The organism is Paenibacillus sp. Y660, assembly GCF_057221575.1.
Genome location: NZ_JBXBBJ010000002.1, coordinates 248,418 through 270,111, shown reverse-complemented (window position 1 = coordinate 270,111; position 21,694 = coordinate 248,418). Strand labels below are relative to the sequence as shown.

Here is a 21,694-nt window from a genome sequence, read left to right as displayed (position 1 = left end):
TGACTGTAGTTTTTACGTGTGTTTGGACTATGAAAGGGGAACTACCTATATGCCATCTGCTAACGTCAAAGCGCTAACCGATTCAACCCGCACGAAGCTAAAGGATGCGGTAAATCAACTTGAACCGTTTCTGAATAACAATTCTTTACTCACATTAACGAATGAAGATCAAGGTGAAGAAGCTCAAACGTTCTATAAAGGACTATTATCCGATTTGAGACATTTATTGGTGTTCTCTGAGGTCGCAGTTGAAAAGCTGGGAGTTTTGCTCAGACGGCCCAATTTTGATACAGATTATGCGGAACGCGTGCTGTATGAGGTTTACCATCAATGCGTAAGCGCGTTTTTCTATCCGAAGAACGAATGTTATTCCGAAGATGGTCGCTATGCCTATACGGGTCAGGATGCGATTCGCTTCCGCTTCAAGCCGAGCCGTGATTCCCGTGATATCGTACTTAACATTTCAAAAATTTTCGAGGAGCTGCGTGACGAATTGGCCTATTACGAAAATGACTACATGACGCAGCGCCGCATGCAAGGACAAAAATAAGGCAGAATGAATCACCTCCAGTCAGGGAAACTTGATAGTGGAGGTGATTTTTTTATGCCAAAAGGCGTAACTTGTAGCGTCGCTAACTGCAGCTTCTGGAAGGAAGGCAACAATTGCGGAGCAAGTGCAATCAATATCGAAATTGACCAGCATGCAAGTGCCAATATCAATGAAGAATTTGCTGGCGAAGAGCTGGGTCGACTTCATCAGGATCAAGCTGAGAAATCCAAGTCAACATGTTGTCTTACCTTTAAGCCAAAGGAGTGATGGTCGATGGGTAAATATGAAGACGATTATAGAAAGCTGTTGGATGACCGGGATCACTTGGCAGAGACAAGTCATCCTGTTATGGGGACGGATAGCTTGCCTGATGTAAATGAAGAAATGGCTGCAGATTTTGCTGTCAGCAATCCAGTTGCGCATGCGGAGCGGAGAGAAGACCGATACGTTGAACGAACAGAGCGGGAAGATACTCGGACAGGCGGTTATGCGCTTGGTTGGGTGTCGCTCGTATTTGCGATTGCGTCATGGTTTATTTGGCCGGTATTGATGGGAGCTACAGCAGCTGTGCTTGGCTTCATTGCATATCGACAAGGCGCTCGCGGACTCGGTGGTTGGGCTATGGCGATCGGACTAATTGCTCTTGCTTTAAATTTAATTATCGTGCCCTTTTACTACGCGATTACCTGAGTGAAATAAACAAATAAGCTCCTTCCCAGCAAGTGGGAGGGAGCTTATTTGTTTATTTATTTATTTATTTATTTCAACGCTTGCTCGCGATGCTTCTGCACCTCTACATTCAATGCAAGCATTTGCCTGTCGAGCAAATGGATCATATCGGCTGAGCCCTTTAGCTGCTCCTGAATATGTGGCGGAATTTGTTCATTAAATTTATAATAGATCTTGTGCTCCAAGCTCGCCCAGAAATCCATCGCAATCGTGCGAATCTGAATTTCGACGAGAACATTTTCTGTCCGATCCGTCAGGAAGACAGGAATTTCGATTAGCAAGTGAATGCTCTGGTAGCCGTTAGGCTTCGGGTTGATGACATAATCCTTAATCTCAACGACTCTTACGTCGCTTTGCTTGCTGATCATATCGACGATTTGATAAATGTCGGTTGAGAAGGAGCAGATGACGCGTACACCTGCAATATCGCGAATATGCTCTTTGGCATCTTCAAGCGTTATATCCAGCCCTTTGCGTTGAAGCTTCTGCATGACGCTCTCAGGCGCTTTAATTCTAGTTTTCATATGCTCGATCGGATTGTAGTCATGTATAAATTGAAATTCTTCGTTTAAAATGTTAAGTTTCGTTTCTACGGCATCTAGCGCAAATTTATAGGTAAGAAAAAAATGAGCCCATTGCTTTAGTTGATTGGTTTTCATTTGCAGATCACTCCTGAACTAACATTTATGTATATGCTTATAATGGTCGATATTATAGGCCAAGTCAAATTTATGGAAAATGGTACTGTCAACAGATAGGAGTGTTAACGATGATTATAGACATCCAAAACGTATCATGGGATCGAAACCATATACAAATTTTGCAAAATATGAACTGGCAGGTAAACGAAGGCGAGCATTGGTGCCTGCTTGGGCTGAATGGCTCTGGGAAAACGACGCTTCTGAATATGATTAACGGTTATATATGGCCTACTGAAGGCACTATGTCGGTGCTTGGCAAAACGTTTGGCGAATTTGATTTGCGCGAGCTTCGCAAAAGCATCGGCTGGGTCAGCACTTCGCTGCAGCAGAAGCTGTACGGCAGTGAAACGGCTATAAAGATTGTGCTTAGCGGCAAGTTTGCTACAATCGGCTTATATGATCAGACCGATTCCGAGGATTTGGAACGTGCTGAAGCTTTGATGAAGGCGCTGGGCTGTACAGCTTTGATGGAACGAACCTATGATACAATGTCTCAAGGCGAACGACAGCGGGTATTAATTGCCCGGGCGCTAATGGCATCGCCTAAGCTTCTGATTTTGGATGAGCCTTGCACCGGTCTTGATGTATTTGCACGCGAGCAGCTGCTGCAGATGGTTGCCGCAGTTGCAGCGGAGGAGAGTGCACCGACAATCATATATGTAACGCATCATGTCGAGGAAATTTTGCCCGTGTTTACGAAGACGCTCTTAATTAAGGAAGGACAAGTCTTTGCGGCTAGCGAGACAACCGATGTGCTGACTTCGGCATTAATGAGCGATTTTTTTGAGGTGCCGGTACATATTCAGCGCCGAGACGGGAGGAATTGGCTTTCTGTGAAGGGGGATTTATGGAATTAGGCTTACAAGAAACGGAGCAGCTGCTGCTGCCTGTACCAAGCAAATGGCAAATAACGAAGACTTGGCTAAATATCCGCTATACGACAAGGAACGCTCGTGATCATTTTGTGTGGCGAATCGCGACAGGCAGCACCGCATTATTCGGGTCTATTTCGATGCTGGCTGCTGTGCTCGGGATGCCGACCGGTTTAGGTACAGCAATAGACATTATCGTATTTTTGATAGTTAACGCTGCTGCTATGAGTATAGCTGCCGTATTGTTATCATTCCTTCTTAATCTTATGTATTTGCCTTTGCCGCGTAGGTTCACTTCTGTTTGGCTTTATGTGACGGTTGAAACCTATCTTATTTTATATTTTGCTGAGCTAGGCATTCTAATGTCGATTATTTTCGCTTTGGCATTCACGCTATCGGGTGCTCTCGCTGGCTGTTTATTTGGCTTCCTGATCAAAATGAGAATGAGATCGGGAAGCAAGGCGATTCTTGCATTTTGTTTTGCCTGTATGATTGTCGTGGGCTTCGTATATTTGGATTGGCCGAGGCCAGCACCTTTGCCGCAAAGAGAGAGCATGCAAAACGATCAAATTGCTGCCGGCAGCGTTGCTGTATTGGATGCTCCTAATCCAGCTGAACAAGGAAAGCTTGGTTTTCAAGCTTTTACTTATGGAAGCGGGAAAGACAAGCATAGAGCGATTTTTGGAGATGAGGCGGATGTGCTGTCCGCAGCAGTTGATGCGTCAACCTATATTACGAAATGGTCATCGCTCAAAACCCGATTTTGGGGCTTCGATGAGTATGCCCTTCCCTTAAATGGACGGGTATGGATGCCAGAGGGTGTTGGCCCGTTTCCAATTGCATTAATCGTTCATGGCAATCATCTTATGGAGGACTTCTCAGATGGCGGATATGGCTATCTAGGTGAAATGCTCGCAAGCAAAGGCATTATTGCGGTTTCTGTGGATGAAAACTTTCTCAACTATTCTGTGTGGTCAGGCATTCCGAATAATGATATGAAGGTGCGGGCTTGGCTGATGCTGAAGCATCTGCAGCAAATTAAGCAGTTAAACGAAACAACAGGAAACCCTTTTACGAATCGGGTAGATTTAGAGCAGGTGGCTTTAATCGGTCATTCGCGCGGCGGTCAGGCCGTTGCGATGGCTGCGGATGCAGACCGATGGTTTAAAGATGATAAAACGCTGGACAGCCTTAAAGGCATAGCAGTAAAATCCGTTATTGCGATTGCACCTACGGACAAGCAGGTAGACGATAAGTCGGCACGTTTAACTGATGTGAACTACTTGACCCTTCAAGGAGCAAGAGATGCAGATGTCAACAATTTTTACGGCGACCGTCAATTTAGCCGAACAACCTTCAAGGAGCAATCGGGCAAGTTCAAAGCGGCTTTATATATTGCAGATGCGAACCATAGTCAATTCAATTCAGACTGGGGAAAAATGGACGAGCGCCCGCCGGGCGGTTTGTTTTTGAATCGTCAAAATTTATTGGAAGCGGATGCGCAGCGTCAAATATCCAAGGTTTATGTGTCGGCATTCCTGCAAGCGACATTGCTTGGCGATGAGCGCTATCAGCCTTTGTTTAAAGATTATCGGACTGGGCTGGCATGGCTGCCGGATACGATGTACACGAATCGTTACGAGGAATCAGCGTTTACCGAAATCGCTCGGTATGACGATGGCAAACGAAAAACGGTTTTAAAGGACGGCGGAAAGGCTAGTGCGTCCGGAATGAAGGAGTGGCAGATCGTATCTGCCGAGGACCGGGACGGAAAAAACAAAGGCACTAAAGGAATGGAACTGGAGTGGGCTAAACCTGGCGCTGAGTATGAGCTGGAAATTCCTCTTCGTGTGAGAACAGAAGTGGATGACGGCATAGCAGAAGGCAATCTTGTTTTCTCTATGGCCAATCTAGAGCGTGATTTAATTGCAAAAGAGGAAGCAGATGACAAGGCTGAGGTGGTAAATGATACGGAAGTGGATAAGGAGCTGCCGCCGCTGCCTGAAGTTGAAATCGAGCTTACAACAACGGATGGAGAGAGCAGGGAGCTGGAATTAGCCGATATCATGCCGGTTTCGCCTTCTGCCTATACGGCCTTTATGTCTCTGTCCTGGCTTGAAGAGCGAATGAAGGAAGAGAAGTACAAGGAATCTAATGAGCCTGTGTTTCAAACCTATATGCTTCCTATTGAGGAGTTCGGCACGGAGGAGAATGCAATTGCTGCTCAGGATATCAGCCGGATTACGTTCCGATTCGTCAATGGTCCTGGAAAAGTGATGCTCGATGATATTGGATTTATGCCATAAGTACGAAAAAAAAGCGGGATGCCTGGCAGAAGGCAGTCCCGCTTTTGTATCCTGATCTAGCTCAACTGCTCGTACTTGCCTCATCTTCTTTGAAGGTAAAGCTTCTTGCCGCATACAAGAATGGTGTCGAACAAAGCGATACGATAAATTTTATGACGTAAGTCGACAAGAAAATCGAAAGCCAAAGCTTATTATCATACCCGTCTGCGCCAGCAAAGGCAATCGTACAAAAGATGAACGTATCAACAAGCTGGCTTACGGCAGTGCTTCCGTTGTTGCGAATCCAAAGCTGATTTGGGGCAGGACATAGACGCTTTAATACCGAATAGATTTTAACGTCAAGAAACTGACTGACAAAATAGGCGCATAAGCTGCCTAAGGCGATCCGGGGCATTAGACCGAACAATGTTTCCAGCGCGCCCTGCACCTCAAGAGGAAATGGTTCATTCAGCGGATTAAAGAGAAGTGCCATTTGCATAATAATAGTTGTGGTAATGAGCGTGAAAAAGCCAAACCACACGGCTTTCTTCGCTGCTTTTTCTCCATATTTCTCATTCAATAGGTCAGAAGCCAAGTAAATCGTTCCGTACATGGTGTTCCCAAGCGTAATCGCTATAATCATGCCAAATACATGAATGTCGATTGTTTTTACAACTTGAATATTAGCAAGCACAGTGGCCATGCCGATCCAAGCGTATATGCCTATTCGCCCAAAAAAACGATAGGATAAAAGGAATAATGAAAAATGCACGAGCATAAAGATCGCGCCGAACCACAAATTAAACATACTGCCTATAACCTCCTAGTTTTGATAACGCGGGAGTTTTCGAACCGCGGATTGCAAGAATAGTGTGTATAACTTCTGACTTGTTTTTCTGCCTTTGTCATTATAAACGCTTCTTATGAGCGCGGCAATAGATTTCATAGGCGTTTCACTTGAACGGCAGAAGTTGGTAGAATGGATGTTCTGTTTTAAGCATGGTATGATTATGAACTGGTCAACCTTACTAAATAGCTAAGGAGTGTTATCATGACGAATCCAAATGAACAGCTGCAGCAAGAGCAGCAGCGTGTAAATGATGTGACGGGAATCATCCGCTCACGTATAGAGGAATTTCAAAAGCAGGTCGGCGGGATGCGCGAGGATATTGTCGATATCCGCCGTAATTTTTGGGACGATGTAACGTTAAATTTTGAGGATGCGGCAGAGTCTGCCGAGTCGCACGCAAGCATGAAGCAGCAGGCTGAAGTGCTGTCTGAACGTGAGAGAAGCCATCGTCATGCAGAGGAGCAGCTCAAAACGCTATTAAAGCTGGAACATTCTCCGTATTTCGGCCGAATCGATTTTGTGGAGCAAGGACAAACGAAATCGGAGCCGATCTATTTAGGAGTCGGATCGCTGCTTGATGGGAGCGGCTATGATTATTTAATCTATGATTGGCGTGCGCCGGTCTCAAGCCTTTATTATGATTACGGCCCGGGTCCGGTACAATATGCAACGCCGACCGGATCGATTAACGGCGAAATATCGCTCAAGCGCCAATATATTATTCGTGACGGACAGATTCACAGCATGTTCGATACGGGTGTGACCATAGGTGACGAGCTGCTTCAAGAGGTGCTGGGCAAGCAATCCGACGCTCAGATGAAAAGCATCGTTGCGACGATCCAGCGGGAGCAAAACCGCATCATTCGTAACGAACGCGCGCGGCTGCTAATTGTACAGGGAGCTGCGGGAAGCGGCAAAACGTCTGCCGCGCTTCAGCGCGTAGCCTATTTGCTGTATCGTTATCGGGACTGGCTGAATGCCGACCAAATCGTTTTGTTTTCACCCAATCCCATGTTCAACAGCTATGTTGCAACGGTATTGCCCGAGCTTGGCGAGCAAAATATGCAGCAAACAACTTACCAGCAATATCTGGAGCATAGGCTCGGCGAGACGTTTGATCTTGAAGATCCTTTTTCACAGATGGAATATACGTTAGCTGCTGATCGCGATAGCGAATATGAGGCTAGAATTGCAGCGATTACTTACAAGTCCAGTACATCCTTCATGCATCTGATCGATGGCTATGCAGCGGCGCTTGGTCATGAAGGACTGGTGTTTAAAGCTGTTGCATTTAAAGGACGCACACTGATTTCTCAGACCGACATTGCGGAGCAATTTTATAAATGCGATCATTCGATTTCTATCGGCAACCGCATGCGCTTAACGGCGGAGTGGATGCTGAAGGAACTGACTAGGCTTAGCCGCGTGGAACGCGAGCAGGATTGGGTGAAGGAGCAGATTGAGCTGCTCGATCAAGAGGCGTATGCCAAAGCCTTTGAAGAGCTTCAGCGAAAAAATCGGTTTGCGGGCAATTCCTTTGATGATTTTGATGCGGAGCATGATTATTTAGCGGCTATGGTCGTACAGGCAAAATTCAAAAAGCTGCGCAGAAGAGTGAAGCGTTTGTCCTTTCTTGACGTTCCGGCAATCTATCGGCGCTTATTCGACAATAATCAGATTTTGCTGGATCGCTTGCAGGCAAGCAAGCATGAGCTGCCGGACAAGTGGAAGGAAATAAGCGAGCAAACGATTGCGATGCTGAGCAGCGGGAATATTTTCTATGAGGATGCGACACCGTACTTGTACTTAAAAGAAAAGCTGGAAGGCTTTCATACAAATACATCGGTTAAACATTTATTTATTGACGAGGCTCAGGACTATTCGCCATTCCAGTATCATTACCTTAAGCGTATTTTTCCTAACTGTAAAATGACCGTGCTTGGCGATTTGAATCAGTCGATATTCGCACATGCTGTCGCTGGCAACGGCTTTGAGCCGTTATCGGAGCTTTATAGCGAGGAAGAGACGGAGAAAATTGTTCTAACAAGAAGCTATCGCTCAACTCGGCCAATCGTAGCCTTCACGAGCCGAATGATTGATGGGGGCGACCAGATCGAGCCTTTCAATCGAGATGGCGAAGAGCCAACGATTACTAAAGCGGCAGATGAATCGGAGCTTGTGCAGGAAATGAAGGAAAGAATCGATCAATTGGTGAAATCGGGCTATCAATCGATAGCAGTCATATGTAAAACGGCTGCCGAAAGCAACCGTTTGCATGCAGTCTTGAAGACCTATCTTCCAAAGCTGCGACTAGTCCAGAAAGAAACGGTTACCTTTGAAAAAGGTATTATTGTCATTCCCTCGTATCTTGCGAAAGGTGTCGAATTTGACGCTGTGCTTATTAGCAATGCAAGCCAAGATTGCTATGGGCAAGAAAGCGAGAGAAAGCTGTTTTATACCGCTTGCACAAGAGCGATGCATGAGCTGCATCTGTTTTATACCGATGAGCTCACGTCATTTATCCGGTAGCCTTATTTTCTAATTTCTGACCATATTTCATGAACTTCAATTTGAAGCTCCGAAGCGATCAGCTCTGCTGTGAGTTTTTGGGGCTTTAAAATTTTTCCGTTTCGCAGCTTCGAGATCGTTTGAATGGAAATGCCGGTGGAAGCAGACAGATGGCCGGCCGTTACGTCTCTTTTGGCCATCCATATGCGCAGCTTGACGGAAGCTTCGATTTTATCGTCTATCGGACGTATATCCCAGATGACGAACGCAAATTCCGACACTTCGCCATACCCGTCGAGGATCGGGGCAAATGATACCGACATCTCAAGCTCAATACCGCTTTGCTTACTTGTTTTAAGTTTTATGCTCATCTCTTTCTTATGCTGATAAGCCTCCTGTATAACTTCTCGCATAGATCCATGATCTGTATCGGCAATAAATTGCATCAGTGTTTCATCATTAAGCTTACGGTCAGTTTCAAACAACATGGGGCCTAGGCCATCTCTTATTAAACGAACATGCTGATGGCTGTCTACGATCCCGCTGATCAACACCTTATTTTTTTCCGCTTGCTGCTCAATCCATTTATAAGGACTCAAGTTCTGGAACGTAATAACGGCGCGAAGGATATCATCTTCGCTGTTTTTTGGCAAGGGCTGTTGATCAATTCGTACCGAAATTTGATGTTTTAGCTTCGTATAGATGCTTACTTCGCTCTTTAATACTTGTCTTGAATTATCGACCTTATATTTTTTAAGAAGGTAGCTGCTTTTTTTGGATTGCAGCTCCGCGAGCGTAAAACCGGTTAATCGAAGGAAGGCTTGATTGGCATCTTCAATGCGCGCTTCGCGGTCATTTTGGCTCAATAGGATCATCGGCTGATCCATCATTTGAAAAATTTGGCTATAAATCGACAAACACAAACACTCCTCTGTTTTCCTTTCGTATTCCGAGCAAACAATTTAAAGTATAAAATAGCCGAATGTGACATACAAGTCCATGATTTTGACAGTTTAGTAGCAGTGATTCAAATAAGATATTTATGTTTAATTAATTAAACTCGGTAGCTTAATGCATACCTATAGCGTGCAATTGGTGTCTTAATTGTTCTTAATCGCTCTTAATAAACGTACAGCAGGCTTTATTCTAATTCGATTTCCCGATAATATGGATAGCAGACAACTTTTATCAAAATAGGTATGAGCTATCAGGCATAAACACAGGGGAGACTAATTATGAATCATTGCAGCGTAGAAAACTGTATGAAGCCGATTAAAGCAAAGGATTTGTGCGCAATGCATCATCAACGATTGTTACGTCATGGAGATCCTCATACCGTAAGGCCGCGTCGAGAGAAGCAAGTACCAAATTGCAAATGGATAAATTGCGCTAAGATTTCGATTACGAAAGGTTTTTGTGCCAAACATTACTACATTCAGCGCGTTTTAGGCTCAAATCATATTAATGTCACGAAATCTGACACGAGATAAATGAAGCTGTCGAAATCTATGAAAACAACTGTGTTTTTTTCATAAAACCATGTATAATGTGGTTACAGTAAATCAGTCACAGTTGATTATGGCTCTTCATAGATCATCCATCAGGGAGGTGAAACCACCAATGGTTCAAACGGCACCTAACGGATTATCGCACAAGGACTTATATTTATTCAATGAAGGCAGTTCCTATCACAGCTACCGTTTTATGGGTGCGCACCTCGTTCGTGTGGACGGAAATGACGGCGTCCGATTTACAGTATGGGCTCCTAATGCAGTAAAAATTCGCGTTATTGGCGGTTTCAACAATTGGGATGGGAAGCTTCATCCTATGGAACGAATTGGTACAACCGGCATCTTCACCTTATTCGTTGCGAAGATCGGTGAAGGAGAATTTTACAAATACGAGATCGCAACCTCCGAAGGGACTATCATTCGAAAGGCTGATCCGTATGCTTTCTCTGCCGAGCGTCGGCCCGGAACGGCTTCTATCGTAACGCAAATAAACGGTTATGAATGGGATGATAAAGAATGGCAGCTTCAGAGACGCGAGCTTCCAGCTTACACCAATCCGCTCCTTATTTATGAGGTTCACGCCGGCTCCTGGAAGATTAAAGGCAAAGAAGATTTTTTCACGTTTGATGAATTGGCAGATGATTTGATTCCGTATACCGCTGAAATGGGATATACCCATATCGAGCTGATGCCCATCTCCGAGCATCCTTTGGATCAATCCTGGGGCTACCAAATAACAGGCTTCTACGGCGTAACGAGCCGTTATGGAACACCGAAGCAATTGATGCGGTTTGTTGACAAATGCCATCAGAGCGGAATAGGCGTTATTTTGGACTGGGTGCCTGGACATTTCTGCAAGGATGATCATGGCTTGCGTCTCTTTGACGGAACGCCGATCTTCGAGGGCGCTGATGCAAAGCGGGCTGAGAAGCCGCTCTGGGGAACCCTTTCCTTCGATTTCGGCAAGAATGAAGTCGCAAGCTTTCTTATTTCCAATGCCATGTATTGGATGGATCTTTATCACATCGATGGTTTGAGAGTTGATGCCGTCGCAAGCATGATCAATTTACATATGGACAAACCGCCAGAAATGCATACTTACAACTATCTCGGCGGCCCTGACAACCTAGATGCTCTTCGTTTCATCAAGAAGCTCAATGAAACCGTATTTCATTATTACCCCGATACTCTAATGCTAGCTGAAGATTCTTCCGCATGGCCGGCAGTTACAGCACCAACCTACAAAGGCGGCCTCGGATTTAATTTTAAATGGAATATGGGCTGGATGAACGATATGCTCCGCTATATGGCGCTAGATCCGCCCGATCGCTCGCACCACCACCATCTCATCACGTTTTCGCTCCTTTACGCATTTTCTGAAAATTATGTCCTGCCTCTTTCGCACGACGAAGTTGTACACGGCAAACGCTCGCTCTTAAATAAAATGCCTGGAAGCTATGAAGAGAAATTTGCTCAATTACGATTGTTTTATGGATTTTGGATGACGCATCCCGGCAAGAAATTGTTATTTATGGGCAGTGAATGGGGGCAATTCGACGAGTGGAAAGATGGCGACATGCTCGATTGGATGCTTCTTGATTACGATATGCATAACAGCATGCATCATTATGTGAAGTCGCTTAATCATATGTATGTGAAACAACCCTCGCTCTGGGAGCGAGACAGCGATCCCGCTTGCTTTGAATGGATCGATGTTCATAATGCAGCACAATCTGTCATATCCTTTATCCGCCGCGGTAAAACCGACTTTTCTATCATTATTGCCAATTTCTCAAGAAACGATTATCAATCGTTTCGTATCGGTGTTCCAGAGCCAGGTTCTTATCGCTCTTTCATAAATAGCAATGACAAGCAATTTGGCGGAACGGGAACACAAACACAGCTTTGCTATAGCAGCGAAAACGTCGCTTGGCATGGGCACAATCAGAGCATTGCGCTTCATTTACCCCCCCTTACATTCCAGTTCATCACCTTAGATCTGGGGGACACACATTAGAGAGGGAGTTGGTGTCTATGGGCCGAAAAGAAATGATCGCTATGCTGCTTGCAGGAGGCGAAGGTAAAAGGTTAGGCGTACTCACGAAGGATTTAGCAAAGCCAGCTGTCTATTTTGGAGGGAAATACAGAATTATTGATTTTACATTAAGTAATTGCGCGCACTCGGGAATTGATACGGTGGGCGTGTTAACGCAATATCAGCCGCTTGAGCTGAATCGTTATCTTGGAATCGGCAGTCCTTGGGGACTTGACCGCCGTGATGGCGGCATGACGATTTTGCCTCCGTTCATGAAACAAAAGGGCGGCGTTTGGTACAAGGGTACGGCGAATGCCATTTATCAGAATATGTCCTTCATTGAACCATATAATCCTGAATACGTCCTTATCATTTCGGGTGATCACATCTATAAAATGGATTACGAGCTCATGCTTCAGCATCACAAGCGTACTGGCGCAGATGTGACGATCGCTGGCATTGAGGTGGATTGGAAGGAAGCAAGCCGCTTTGGCGTCATGCATATCGACGATGAGGATCGCATAACCGCCTTTGAGGAAAAACCGAAAAATCCGACCAGCAACATCGCATCGATGGGTGTTTATATTTTCACATGGTCCGAGCTTCAAAAATATTTGATCTACGATGAGGCAAGCCGCACCTCCAGCCATGACTTTGGCAAGGATCTTATTCCTGCCATGATGAGGGATGGCAAACGACTCCATTCTTATCCATTTAAGGGCTATTGGAAGGATGTCGGTACAATCGAGAGCTTATGGGAAGCGAACATGGACCTTATTGCCGAAGAGCCGCCGCTTGAGCTCGCAGATGCCGACTGGCGCATCTACTCGGTTAGCCCTAATCAACCAGCTCAGCATATCGGGTCCTCCGCAGAGGTATCCGCTTCTTTAATAACGGAAGGCTGCATGATTGAAGGCATTGTTGACCGATCAGTATTGTTCTATGGCGTCAAATCGGCAAAAGATACCGTTATAACCGAGTCTGTAGTTATGCCTAACGTACGTATAGGTGAAGGCGCGCGCATATATAGAGCTATTATTGGTGAAGGAGCAGTCATTCAAGCGGGTGTTACGATAGGCAGCCCGGATGATGATGCTATTACCGTAATTGCTGTTGATCAATACGTGACGAACGATCATTTGCTGCAGGAGGTGGAGCACTCATGAAGCATAAAGTCATGGGCGTCATCAATCTAATTCATGAGACCGACGAGCTTGAACGACTTACGCAGGGACGCTGCCTCGCAACGGTACCCTTTGGCGCGCGTTACCGCTTAATCGATTTTGTATTGTCAAGCATGGTTAATTCAGGCATCTCGAAGGTAGCTGTATTCGCACATACCAAATACCGCTCGCTTATGGATCATCTTGGTTCGGGCAAGCACTGGGATTTGCAGCACCGTCAAAGCGGATTATTTGTGCTACCGCCGGCAACGGACGATATCCAAGAGATCAGCAGGGGCGATTTGTATCATTTCTATCAGCAGCGCGATTATTTTAATCGCTCATCGCTCGATTACGTTGTCATTACTCGCAGCCACATGGTGTGCAATATAGATTTTGAGAAGGTCATTCAATTTCATTTGGAGAAAGAAGCCGATATCACGGTTGTGTGCAAGCAGCAGGAGGATTTGCTGACGGGCAAGGCCCGAAAAGTGCTCATGAATGAGGAAGGCCGAATCACCTCCATTCAAGATCACTATGGCCGCATGTCCAGCGACATCAGCTCCATGGAGATGTACGTCATGCGTAAGGATCTGCTTATGGAGCTCGTAGAAACTTCGCTAGCGCAAGGTCAGGATCATCTGGTTCGGCACGCGATTTTATCAAGGCTCGACAAGCTGAACGTTTATGGCTATATGTATGAAGGCTATTTGGGAGTAGTAAATACGGTAAGCAGCTATTACCGCAACAATATGAATTTGCTCGATCCGGAAGTTTGGAAGGAGCTCTTCTACCAGCCGGGTCCAATCTTTACGAAGGTAAAGGATGAACCGCCGGCTCGTTATCTAGGCAGCTCCAAGGTTACGAATTCTTTAATCGCGAACGGCTGCCGCATAGAAGGAACGGTCACCAACAGCATTTTGTTCCGTGGGGTACACGTTCAAAAAGGCGCCGTCGTGAGCAACAGTATTGTAATGCAAAATGGTGTTATCGGTGAAAATAGCTTCCTGCAGCACAGCATCTTGGATAAAGATGTTCGTATCGAAGCGGAACGTGACATTAGAGGCGCAGCCAGTTCGCCATTTTTAGCAGGCAAACGAAAAATTATTTAATTCAATAGGATTGTTTAAGCCATCATTATGCTTATGCCGCGAAACAAAAGCTTTAATGCAATTGGAAGCCGCCAAAAGTTTCCAATCGGGTTGAAGCAGACGCTCATGCGGTGTCAATAAGAAAGGAGAATCCTATGAACATTCTGTTCGCAACCTCTGAAGCGGTGCCGCTTGCGAAGACTGGCGGTCTCGCAGATGTTGCTGGGGCGCTCCCTAAGGCGCTGAATAAGCGAGGCGTTGATACCAGAGTCGTATTGCCTAAGTATGAAGAAATTCCTGCAGCGATTAGCTCGCAGTTCGAGCTAATCGCTCAATTCACTGTATCGTTTGGCTGGCGCAATCAATATTGCGGGCTGCTGAAAGGCGAGTTTGACGGCACGATTTATTATTTAATTGATAACGAGTTTTATTTTAAGCGAAAAGGGCTATACGGATACGGGGATGATGCGGAAAGGTTTGTATTTTTTTGCTTCGCAGTGATGGAAGCCGTCCGCTACATAGAATTTCACCCTGATATCGTCCATTGCCATGATTGGCAAACCGGTCTAATCCCGTTTCTGCTGAAGACTCGCTATTATCACGATCCGGCTTGGGCCTATACCAAATCGGTATTCACCATTCATAACTTGAAATATCAAGGCTTGTTCGGCATCGATCTGCTGAAGGATTTGCTTGGAGCGGGCGATGATATGTTTCTTGAGGGCAGCTTGGAGTTTCATGGTGCCGGCTGCTGCATGAAGGGCGGTCTCGTGTATGCAGACAAGCTCACAACGGTCAGCGGCACCTACGCGGAAGAAATTCAGACCGAATACTTCGGCGAAAGGATGGATTCGCTGCTTAGATACCGTTCGGGAGATTTGATCGGAATCGTGAACGGCATCGATGACGAGCTGTTTGATCCGATGAATGACAGCGCGCTGGAAGTACCCTATCGAAATTCGATTAGCCGCAAGCGCAAAAATAAAGTAGAGCTTCAGCGCGAGCTGGGACTCCCGCAATCCGAAGAGGTGCCTCTCATCGGAATCGTCTCGCGGCTAGTCGAGCAGAAGGGCTTTGATCTAATCGCCGCTACTTTCGAGGAGCTGCTGCAAGAGGACGTTCAATTTGTCATTTTAGGTGCAGGAGAAAGGCGTTATGAGCACATTCTAAATCATGCTGCTTATCACCATCCTGGTAAGGTTGCCGTATGGATAGGCTATGATGACAGGCTTGCCCGCCGCATTTATGCGGGCTCGGACATGTTTGCAATGCCTTCACAGTTCGAGCCTTGCGGTCTAAGTCAATTGATTGCGCTGCGCTACCGTACCGTCCCGATTGTTCGCGAGACAGGTGGACTAAAGGACACGGTTCAAGCCTACAACGAATATACTGGCGAAGGTAACGGCTTCAGCTTTACTAATTACAATGCGCACGATTATATGTATACCGTACGCAGAGCGTTAGCTCTATATCGAAATGAGGAAGCTTGGAAGCAAATTGTGTTTAATGGCAACAAGGAAGATTACAGCTGGAACCGTTCCGCCAAAGCATATATATCCGTTTATACTCAACTTGCAACGCATCGAGAGGAGAAGGAATCATGGCCCGTCATCTTGTAATCGGCAACGGAAAGATGCTTCTTAATTTGGATCAGCATTGTTACATTCGTGATATTTATTATCCGTTCGTTGGACAGTTAAATCATGTGGGCGGACAGTATTGTCGTTTAGGTGTTTGGGTAGAAGGAGCTTTTAGCTGGCTGGATGAGCCGGAATGGAAATTCGATCTGGATTATATCGAGGATTCCTTAGTCACAAATATTACGGCGAAGCATGAGGGACTTGGGATCGAGCTTCACATGAATGACGGCATTCATCAACGCGAGTGCATTTACATCAAGCGGGTTGTCATTCGAAACAAGACAAACGATCCGAAAGAGGTTCGCTTGTTCTTTCATCAGGATTTAATGATCGATGGCACGGAGGTTGGCGATACCGCCGTTTATTACCCAGAGAATCATACGCTTTATCATTACAAACGGAACAATTACTTTATGTTCAACGGCTTCTCCGATGAAGGCGGCATGACACAGTACTCGACAGGCATTAAACGATTTCAATCCGCAGAGGGAACTTGGCGCGATGCTGAAGATGGCGTCCTTATGGGCAACTCGATTGCCCAAGGCTCCGTAGACAGTACGATCAGCTTCCGAACAGTCGTTCAGCCGAATAACGACAAGACCATTTATTATTGGATGTCGATCGGCCAAAATCTCGAGGAAGTAAAAGAACTGAACCAATACGTGCAGGAGAACCATCCGGAGAAGCTTCTCAGCCGAATGGTCATTTACTGGAAGCATTGGCTTCGCCGCGCAGAATCCGATCTTGGTGATTTGCCTTATGATGTCGTGAAGATGTTCAAGCTAAGCTTGCTGCTCGTTCGAACACAGGTTGATGAGCGCGGGGCCATCTTGGCTGCGAATGATACGGATATTTTACAGTACAACCGTGACCATTACAGCTATATGTGGCCTCGTGACGGCGCATTAATTGCAGACGCCATGTCGATGGCCGGGTATCAAAGTGTTATTGCTCCATTTTTTAATTTCTGCGCGCAAGCCTTGTCGCCAGAAGGATACTTGTACCACAAATACAATCCAGATGGCACTGTAGGCTCCAGCTGGCATCCGTATATCGTGCAGGGAAGCAGACGATTGCCGATCCAGGAGGATGAGACAGCCCTTGTCCTGTTCGCCTTGTGGAAGGATTACTCGCGAAATCAGGTCATTGAGCTTCCTCAGTCATTGTATAGCAATTTAATACGAAAGGCTGCTACATTCTTGAGCTCCTATATTGAGCCATCGTTATCGCTGCCTAAGCCCAGCTACGACTTGTGGGAGGAGCGCTACGGCATCTGGACTTACACGGCAGCATCTGTCTACGGCGGTTTGATGGCGGCTTCCTACTTCACCGATCTGTTCGGTGATTACGAGCGCAGCGATCATTACAAAAGCACGGCAGAAGTGATTAAACATGGCATTATTACTCATCTATGGGATGAAGAAGCAGGCCGGTTCGCACGTGGCCTTATTCAGAAGGACAATCGCTGGGTGAAGGATATGACGCTTGAGAGCAGCTTGTTTGGCGTTCTTGAGTTTGGCGTGCTGCCTGTTGACGATTACCGCGTCGTGCAGACGATGCTGGCTATTAAAGAAGGCTTGCAGGTAAAGACTCATATTGGAGGCGTCGCTCGCTATACGAACGATTATTACTTCCAGCAATCTGGCGAAATCGATAAGGTTCCAGGCAACCCATGGATTATTTGTACCCTTTGGGTAGCCAACTTTGAGATTGATTCAGCCAAAACGCTTGAAGAGCTGGAAGGCCCGCGGCGGACGCTGCAATGGGTATCGGATCATGCGCTTCAAAGCGGATTGCTGCCGGAGCAGTTGAACCCGTATGACGGTTCGCCTTTATCTGTAGCACCGCTTACGTGGTCGCATGCAACAGTCGTTCACAGCGTGTGCAAGTATGCGGAGAAATACAAGCGGCTTCGACAGGAAGCAGAGGCAAACGGTTTACTATAAAGATTTCTGCGAGAAATGAAAAGTAATAGAAAAAACCTGTATGCTCTTGATGAGCTTACAGGTTTTTTTGTGGGCAATAGCGTAGTAAGCACTTCATCCGACTGATTGAATAAATGCTGGAAGAGAGGTATTGTAAGAATGGCAGGGTGTACGAATACGAGCCAGTCGTGTTGACTGGCAAATGTATGTGGAGGTACAAGAATGAATACGAAATATGTAATCGGTGTTGATATCGGAACGACGAGTACGAAGTCGGTGCTCTTTACTTCTAAAGGTGAAATCGTAGCCAGTCATGGCATTGAATACCCGCTTCACTCGCCATCTCCGGCTATTGCAGAGCAGGACCCGGATGAAATTTTTTACGCCGTGCTTGAAACGATAGGACAAGCCATTGCCAAAAGCAACGTACAGACAAACGATATTTTGTGCGTTTCGTTCAGCTCAGCCATGCATAGCGTCATAGCTGTGGATATGGATGGCAAGCCGCTTACGAAATGCATTACATGGGCTGACAATCGGAGCATAGAATGGACCAATAAAATTAAAAACGAATGGAATGGCCACGACATTTATTTACGTACGGGCACGCCAATCCATCCGATGTCTCCTTTGTCAAAGCTCACTTGGCTGCGTTATGATCATAAGGAGCTTTTTGACCGTGCATATAAATTTATTTCGATTAAAGAATATGTGTTTTTCAAGCTGTTCGGCCGTTATGTCATCGATTATTCGATTGCCTCTGCTACTGGAATGTTTAACTTGGAAAATTTGCAATGGGACGAGGAAGCGCTAAATGTAGCCGGAGTTACGGCGGAACGGTTGTCGGAGCTTGTTCCTACAACGTATAAGCTGGAAGGATTGGAGGAGCACTATGCGAAGCGAATGAATTTGCTTCCTTCCACACCGTTCGTAATTGGCGCTAGCGATGGCGTGCTTTCCAATCTTGGCGTCAATGCGATCCAGCCAGGCGTAGTTGCGGTTACCATCGGCACTAGCGGCGCTATTCGCGCGGTAACGGACAAGCCGGTCACAGACCCGAAGGGCAGAATTTTTTGCTACGCGCTGACGGAGAATCACTGGGTTATCGGCGGTCCGGTAAATAACGGAGGCATGATCTTCAGATGGGTGCGTGATCAGATCGGTACGGAGGAGATTGCTTCGGCTAGGGAGCTTGGCATCGATCCGTATGAGCTGCTCACGGAGCTTGCAGCGAAAGCGAAGCCGGGCTCAGACGGACTCATTTTCCATCCGTATTTAGCCGGAGAGCGAGCTCCTCTATGGGATGCGAATGCGCGCGGCTCTTATTTTGGACTTGGACTCCATCACAAGAAGGAGCATCTTATTCGCGCGGCGCTAGAAGGCGTCATTTATAATTTGTACAGCGTGCTTATGGCGCTGGAGGAATTAACGGGCAAGCCAACGAAAATTCAAGCGACAGGCGGCTTTGCAAGATCTGAGCTGTGGCGTCAGATGATGGCTGATATTTTTGATCAGGAGCTGCATGTGCCGGAAAGCATTGAAAGCTCTTGCCTCGGCGCAGTCATTCTTGGGTTGTACAGCATGGGCGAGGTGGATTCGCTGGACGTCGTTGCCGACATGGTCGGTGGATCGCATTTTCATTTGCCGAATAAGCAAAACGCCAAAATCTATGCCGAGCTCATGCGAATTTATATCCGTGTATCTCGTCTGTTAACGGAGGAATACACGAATATTGCTGTTTTTCAGCAAAAATGGGAATAGCATATATGAAAAAACAGCCGAGCATACAGGCTGTTTTTTTTTTCATGTATGCGAGGTGAACATTAGGAGCCATACTTCTTCAAAATAGTCGATAAGGTGAGCAAGGGCCAAATATAGTTGTTGCTTGGATAAAATACGTACATGCTGCCTGGCTGAGCGGCACCTGTCGGATAGAAATAGGTCCAATCCCGCTTCTCAAGCGATTGCAGCAGCGCATCAACACCACGCTCAATCGCTGATGTCGGTTTATCGTTAACAGCCGTCAGCGCATCAAGCGCCCATGCGGTTTGTGAGGGTGTGCTGGCATGAAGAGGCACGTAGTGCTTCTCTTTATCGCTAAGGCAGGATTCACCCCAACCGCCATCGTCATTTTGGATTTCAAGCAGCCACTTGATTCCTTTCTTAATGGCAGGATGGTCGTTAGGCATGCCAACGGCAGCCATGCCTTGAATGGCAGCACCGGTGCCATGAATGTAGGCAATTCCCCAGCGGCCGTACCAGCTTCCGTCCCTCGATTGCTGCGAGAGCACCCATTGTACGCTGTCATCGAGCCACTGATTGCCGATAGTCATATCGAGCTCATTTCCGAGAAAGCCCAGAACACGGCTGGCCAAATCTACCGTTGAAGGATCGGTTGAAATATCGGCAGAGCCTTCAAAAGTGAAGAAGCTAGCTGGCAGCTGCGTGCCTTCCCTCTCAAAAGCTGGCCAGCCGCCATCCTCGTTCCGCATCGCGAGTACCCAGTTTAAGCCTCTTTGCCAATTGCCGTATAAACCATTTGCTTCTGTTGTATAGGGACGTATGGCACGTAGCGCGGCTACACTGTCATCGACGTCGGGATACAGCGTATTCACGTTAGAGAAGCCCCAGCCTCCAGCAGGCGTATTGGGCAGCCGATGAGCCCAATCGCCCACACGGATTTGCTGCCTTTCTAACAAATAGTATCCTGCTCGTTCCATAGCGTTATGGTTTGGCGGCATTCCTGCTTCCCGTAGAGCGCTGCTGATCATAGCTGTATCCCATACTTCCGAGGATGCTACTTGAAGATGCGGCCGATCGACGCATAGCAATGAAATCGTTCCTGACAGCAGTTGATTTACTGCAGGCGATTGAGGCGAATAATCGAGTGCCAGCAGCGATAAAATCATCAAAATCGTCGCTGTCGAGAAGGTGAGCAGCGTGCCATTAGGCTCTATTCGCTCGAACATAAACGCCTCAGCCCGCTCTAAAGCGGTTGGCGAGCTTGGCGGCAGCAGACTGCTTAAGGGCAAGCTTGCAATAAAGCCATTTAACGCCGATATCCAAGTTGTATCATTCGTGAAGGTACGCGATGGGCCGGCAAATAAATCGGATAAAAGAGGCATCGTTGCTGTGCGGCGAGCAAATTGCTTATTCGCCATAATTAATGTTGGTACGAGATGAACGCGTGCGTGGCCGGAGAGCGAGAATAGATCTAATCCGATCCCAAGATCAGAGAAAAAGGCTTCCAGCGGAATACGCAATAATCGTGGCCATTCCGCTTGACCAGTAGCGGCAAAGATGACTTGAGTGAGCAGGTTTTTGGCTTCACCTAAACCGCCTTGCTGCAAAATAAACTGCTTGGCGCTTACCATTCGCGGATCGGCTGCATGGTAGAATCCCGCGCTAAGCAAAGCATAGTAGGCTTCAGCGGTAGCCTCTAAATTGCCCTCGGATTCGTCCGGATAAACCTTCCAAGCGCCATTTGGCTGCTGTATGGATGCTATTCGAGCTGCAAGCCTTCGAATCAGGTGCTCATCCGGCCTCTCAAGCAGACGCAGCAAAATAATAAGATAGCTGTCCGTTGCGGTACCCGTATCGAAGCACATTCGCCAAGCGCCGTCTCGCGACTGCAGTCTTAGCAGATCAGCGGTCATTTCATCTATTCGTGCACGAATTCGATTCATATCCATTTGGCGTATTCATCCTTTGCAACCTTAGTTGCTATATGTATATGCTCTGGCAATCGTTAACAGTCGAGATGCAGAAGAGAATTAGACCGCATGGATACAAGCGTCCAAGCGGTCTTATAGATGTGCAAACAAGGGTTGTTCA

The 21,694-nt window shown here is 46.6% G+C and carries 16 protein-coding genes; 12 read left to right on the top strand and 4 right to left on the bottom strand.

Annotated elements, in window-relative coordinates; translation table 11 throughout:
- Window positions 1-49: 49 nt before the first annotated feature.
- The 3 genes from AC2TDN_RS04230 to AC2TDN_RS04220 are packed head-to-tail and all read left to right on the top strand — an operon-like array spanning window position 50 to window position 1,240.
- The gene (locus AC2TDN_RS04230; RefSeq protein WP_169081952.1) at window positions 50-550 is read left to right on the top strand and encodes a YpuI family protein; all 501 of its coding nucleotides are present in this window, start codon (window positions 50-52) and stop codon (window positions 548-550) included.
- 54 nt (window positions 551-604) lie between these two features.
- The gene (locus AC2TDN_RS04225) at window positions 605-817 is read left to right on the top strand and encodes a DUF1540 domain-containing protein (RefSeq protein ID WP_482067008.1); all 213 of its coding nucleotides are present in this window, start codon (window positions 605-607) and stop codon (window positions 815-817) included.
- Between the two features lie 6 nt (window positions 818-823).
- Window positions 824-1,240, top strand: coding sequence for a DUF4190 domain-containing protein (locus tag AC2TDN_RS04220; RefSeq protein ID WP_484687100.1), 417 nt, complete (start codon window positions 824-826; stop codon window positions 1,238-1,240).
- A 68-nt stretch (window positions 1,241-1,308) separates the two neighbouring features.
- Here the strand turns inward: AC2TDN_RS04220 and AC2TDN_RS04215 are convergent, their stop codons facing one another.
- On the bottom strand, window positions 1,309-1,938 hold the full coding sequence (locus AC2TDN_RS04215; protein WP_482067010.1) for a GTP pyrophosphokinase: 630 nt from the start codon (window positions 1,936-1,938) through the stop codon (window positions 1,309-1,311).
- Window positions 1,939-2,048: 110 nt separating this feature from the next.
- Between AC2TDN_RS04215 and AC2TDN_RS04210 the strand changes: the two genes are divergently transcribed.
- Both AC2TDN_RS04210 and AC2TDN_RS04205 read left to right on the top strand, forming a co-directional pair.
- Window positions 2,049-2,837: an ABC transporter ATP-binding protein gene (locus AC2TDN_RS04210; RefSeq protein ID WP_484687099.1), complete on the top strand. Its 789-nt coding sequence runs from the start codon at window positions 2,049-2,051 to the stop codon at window positions 2,835-2,837.
- Window positions 2,828-5,158 carry an alpha/beta hydrolase gene (locus AC2TDN_RS04205; protein ID WP_484687098.1) on the top strand — a complete coding sequence of 777 codons (2,331 nt, stop codon included), beginning with the start codon at window positions 2,828-2,830 and terminating at the stop codon, window positions 5,156-5,158. Before AC2TDN_RS04210 ends, AC2TDN_RS04205 begins: the two co-directional genes overlap by 10 nt.
- Before the next feature lie 61 nt (window positions 5,159-5,219).
- Here AC2TDN_RS04205 and AC2TDN_RS04200 read toward each other — a convergent pair whose 3' ends face one another.
- Window positions 5,220-5,945: a queuosine precursor transporter gene (locus tag AC2TDN_RS04200; protein ID WP_484687097.1), complete on the bottom strand. Its 726-nt coding sequence runs from the start codon at window positions 5,943-5,945 to the stop codon at window positions 5,220-5,222.
- A 243-nt stretch (window positions 5,946-6,188) separates the two neighbouring features.
- Here AC2TDN_RS04200 and helD point away from each other — a divergent pair, with 243 nt between their 5' ends.
- The gene (helD, locus tag AC2TDN_RS04195) at window positions 6,189-8,516 is read left to right on the top strand and encodes an RNA polymerase recycling motor HelD (RefSeq protein WP_484687096.1); all 2,328 of its coding nucleotides are present in this window, start codon (window positions 6,189-6,191) and stop codon (window positions 8,514-8,516) included.
- A 2-nt stretch (window positions 8,517-8,518) separates the two neighbouring features.
- On the opposite strand, the gene AC2TDN_RS04190 is transcribed toward helD, so the two are convergent.
- Window positions 8,519-9,412 carry a helix-turn-helix domain-containing protein gene (locus AC2TDN_RS04190; protein ID WP_484687095.1) on the bottom strand — a complete coding sequence of 298 codons (894 nt, stop codon included), beginning with the start codon at window positions 9,410-9,412 and terminating at the stop codon, window positions 8,519-8,521.
- A gap of 703 nt (window positions 9,413-10,115) precedes the next feature.
- Between AC2TDN_RS04190 and glgB the strand changes: the two genes are divergently transcribed.
- The 6 genes from glgB (at window position 10,116) to gntK (ending at window position 19,621) form a co-directional block, all read left to right on the top strand.
- Complete coding sequence (gene glgB, locus AC2TDN_RS04185; protein WP_484687094.1) at window positions 10,116-12,023, top strand: 1,4-alpha-glucan branching protein GlgB; 1,908 nt, start codon at window positions 10,116-10,118, stop codon at window positions 12,021-12,023.
- A 17-nt stretch (window positions 12,024-12,040) separates the two neighbouring features.
- Window positions 12,041-13,207 carry a glucose-1-phosphate adenylyltransferase gene (locus AC2TDN_RS04180; protein ID WP_482067017.1) on the top strand — a complete coding sequence of 389 codons (1,167 nt, stop codon included), beginning with the start codon at window positions 12,041-12,043 and terminating at the stop codon, window positions 13,205-13,207.
- Entirely contained in the window at window positions 13,204-14,316 is a 1,113-nt protein-coding gene (gene glgD / locus AC2TDN_RS04175; RefSeq protein ID WP_482067018.1) for a glucose-1-phosphate adenylyltransferase subunit GlgD, read from the top strand. Before AC2TDN_RS04180 ends, glgD begins: the two co-directional genes overlap by 4 nt.
- 134 nt (window positions 14,317-14,450) lie before the next feature.
- Window positions 14,451-15,914 (top strand): glycogen synthase GlgA, encoded by a 1,464-nt coding sequence (gene glgA, locus AC2TDN_RS04170; protein ID WP_484687093.1) that lies wholly within the window; start codon window positions 14,451-14,453, stop codon window positions 15,912-15,914.
- Window positions 15,896-17,881, top strand: coding sequence for a glycoside hydrolase family 15 protein (locus AC2TDN_RS04165; RefSeq protein WP_482067020.1), 1,986 nt, complete (start codon window positions 15,896-15,898; stop codon window positions 17,879-17,881). Before glgA ends, AC2TDN_RS04165 begins: the two co-directional genes overlap by 19 nt.
- Before the next feature lie 201 nt (window positions 17,882-18,082).
- On the top strand, window positions 18,083-19,621 hold the full coding sequence (gene gntK, locus AC2TDN_RS04160) for a gluconokinase (RefSeq protein ID WP_484687092.1): 1,539 nt from the start codon (window positions 18,083-18,085) through the stop codon (window positions 19,619-19,621).
- 62 nt (window positions 19,622-19,683) lie between these two features.
- Here gntK and AC2TDN_RS04155 read toward each other — a convergent pair whose 3' ends face one another.
- Window positions 19,684-21,552: a squalene cyclase gene (locus AC2TDN_RS04155; protein ID WP_484687091.1), complete on the bottom strand. Its 1,869-nt coding sequence runs from the start codon at window positions 21,550-21,552 to the stop codon at window positions 19,684-19,686.
- Between the last annotated feature and the right edge of the window lie 142 nt (window positions 21,553-21,694).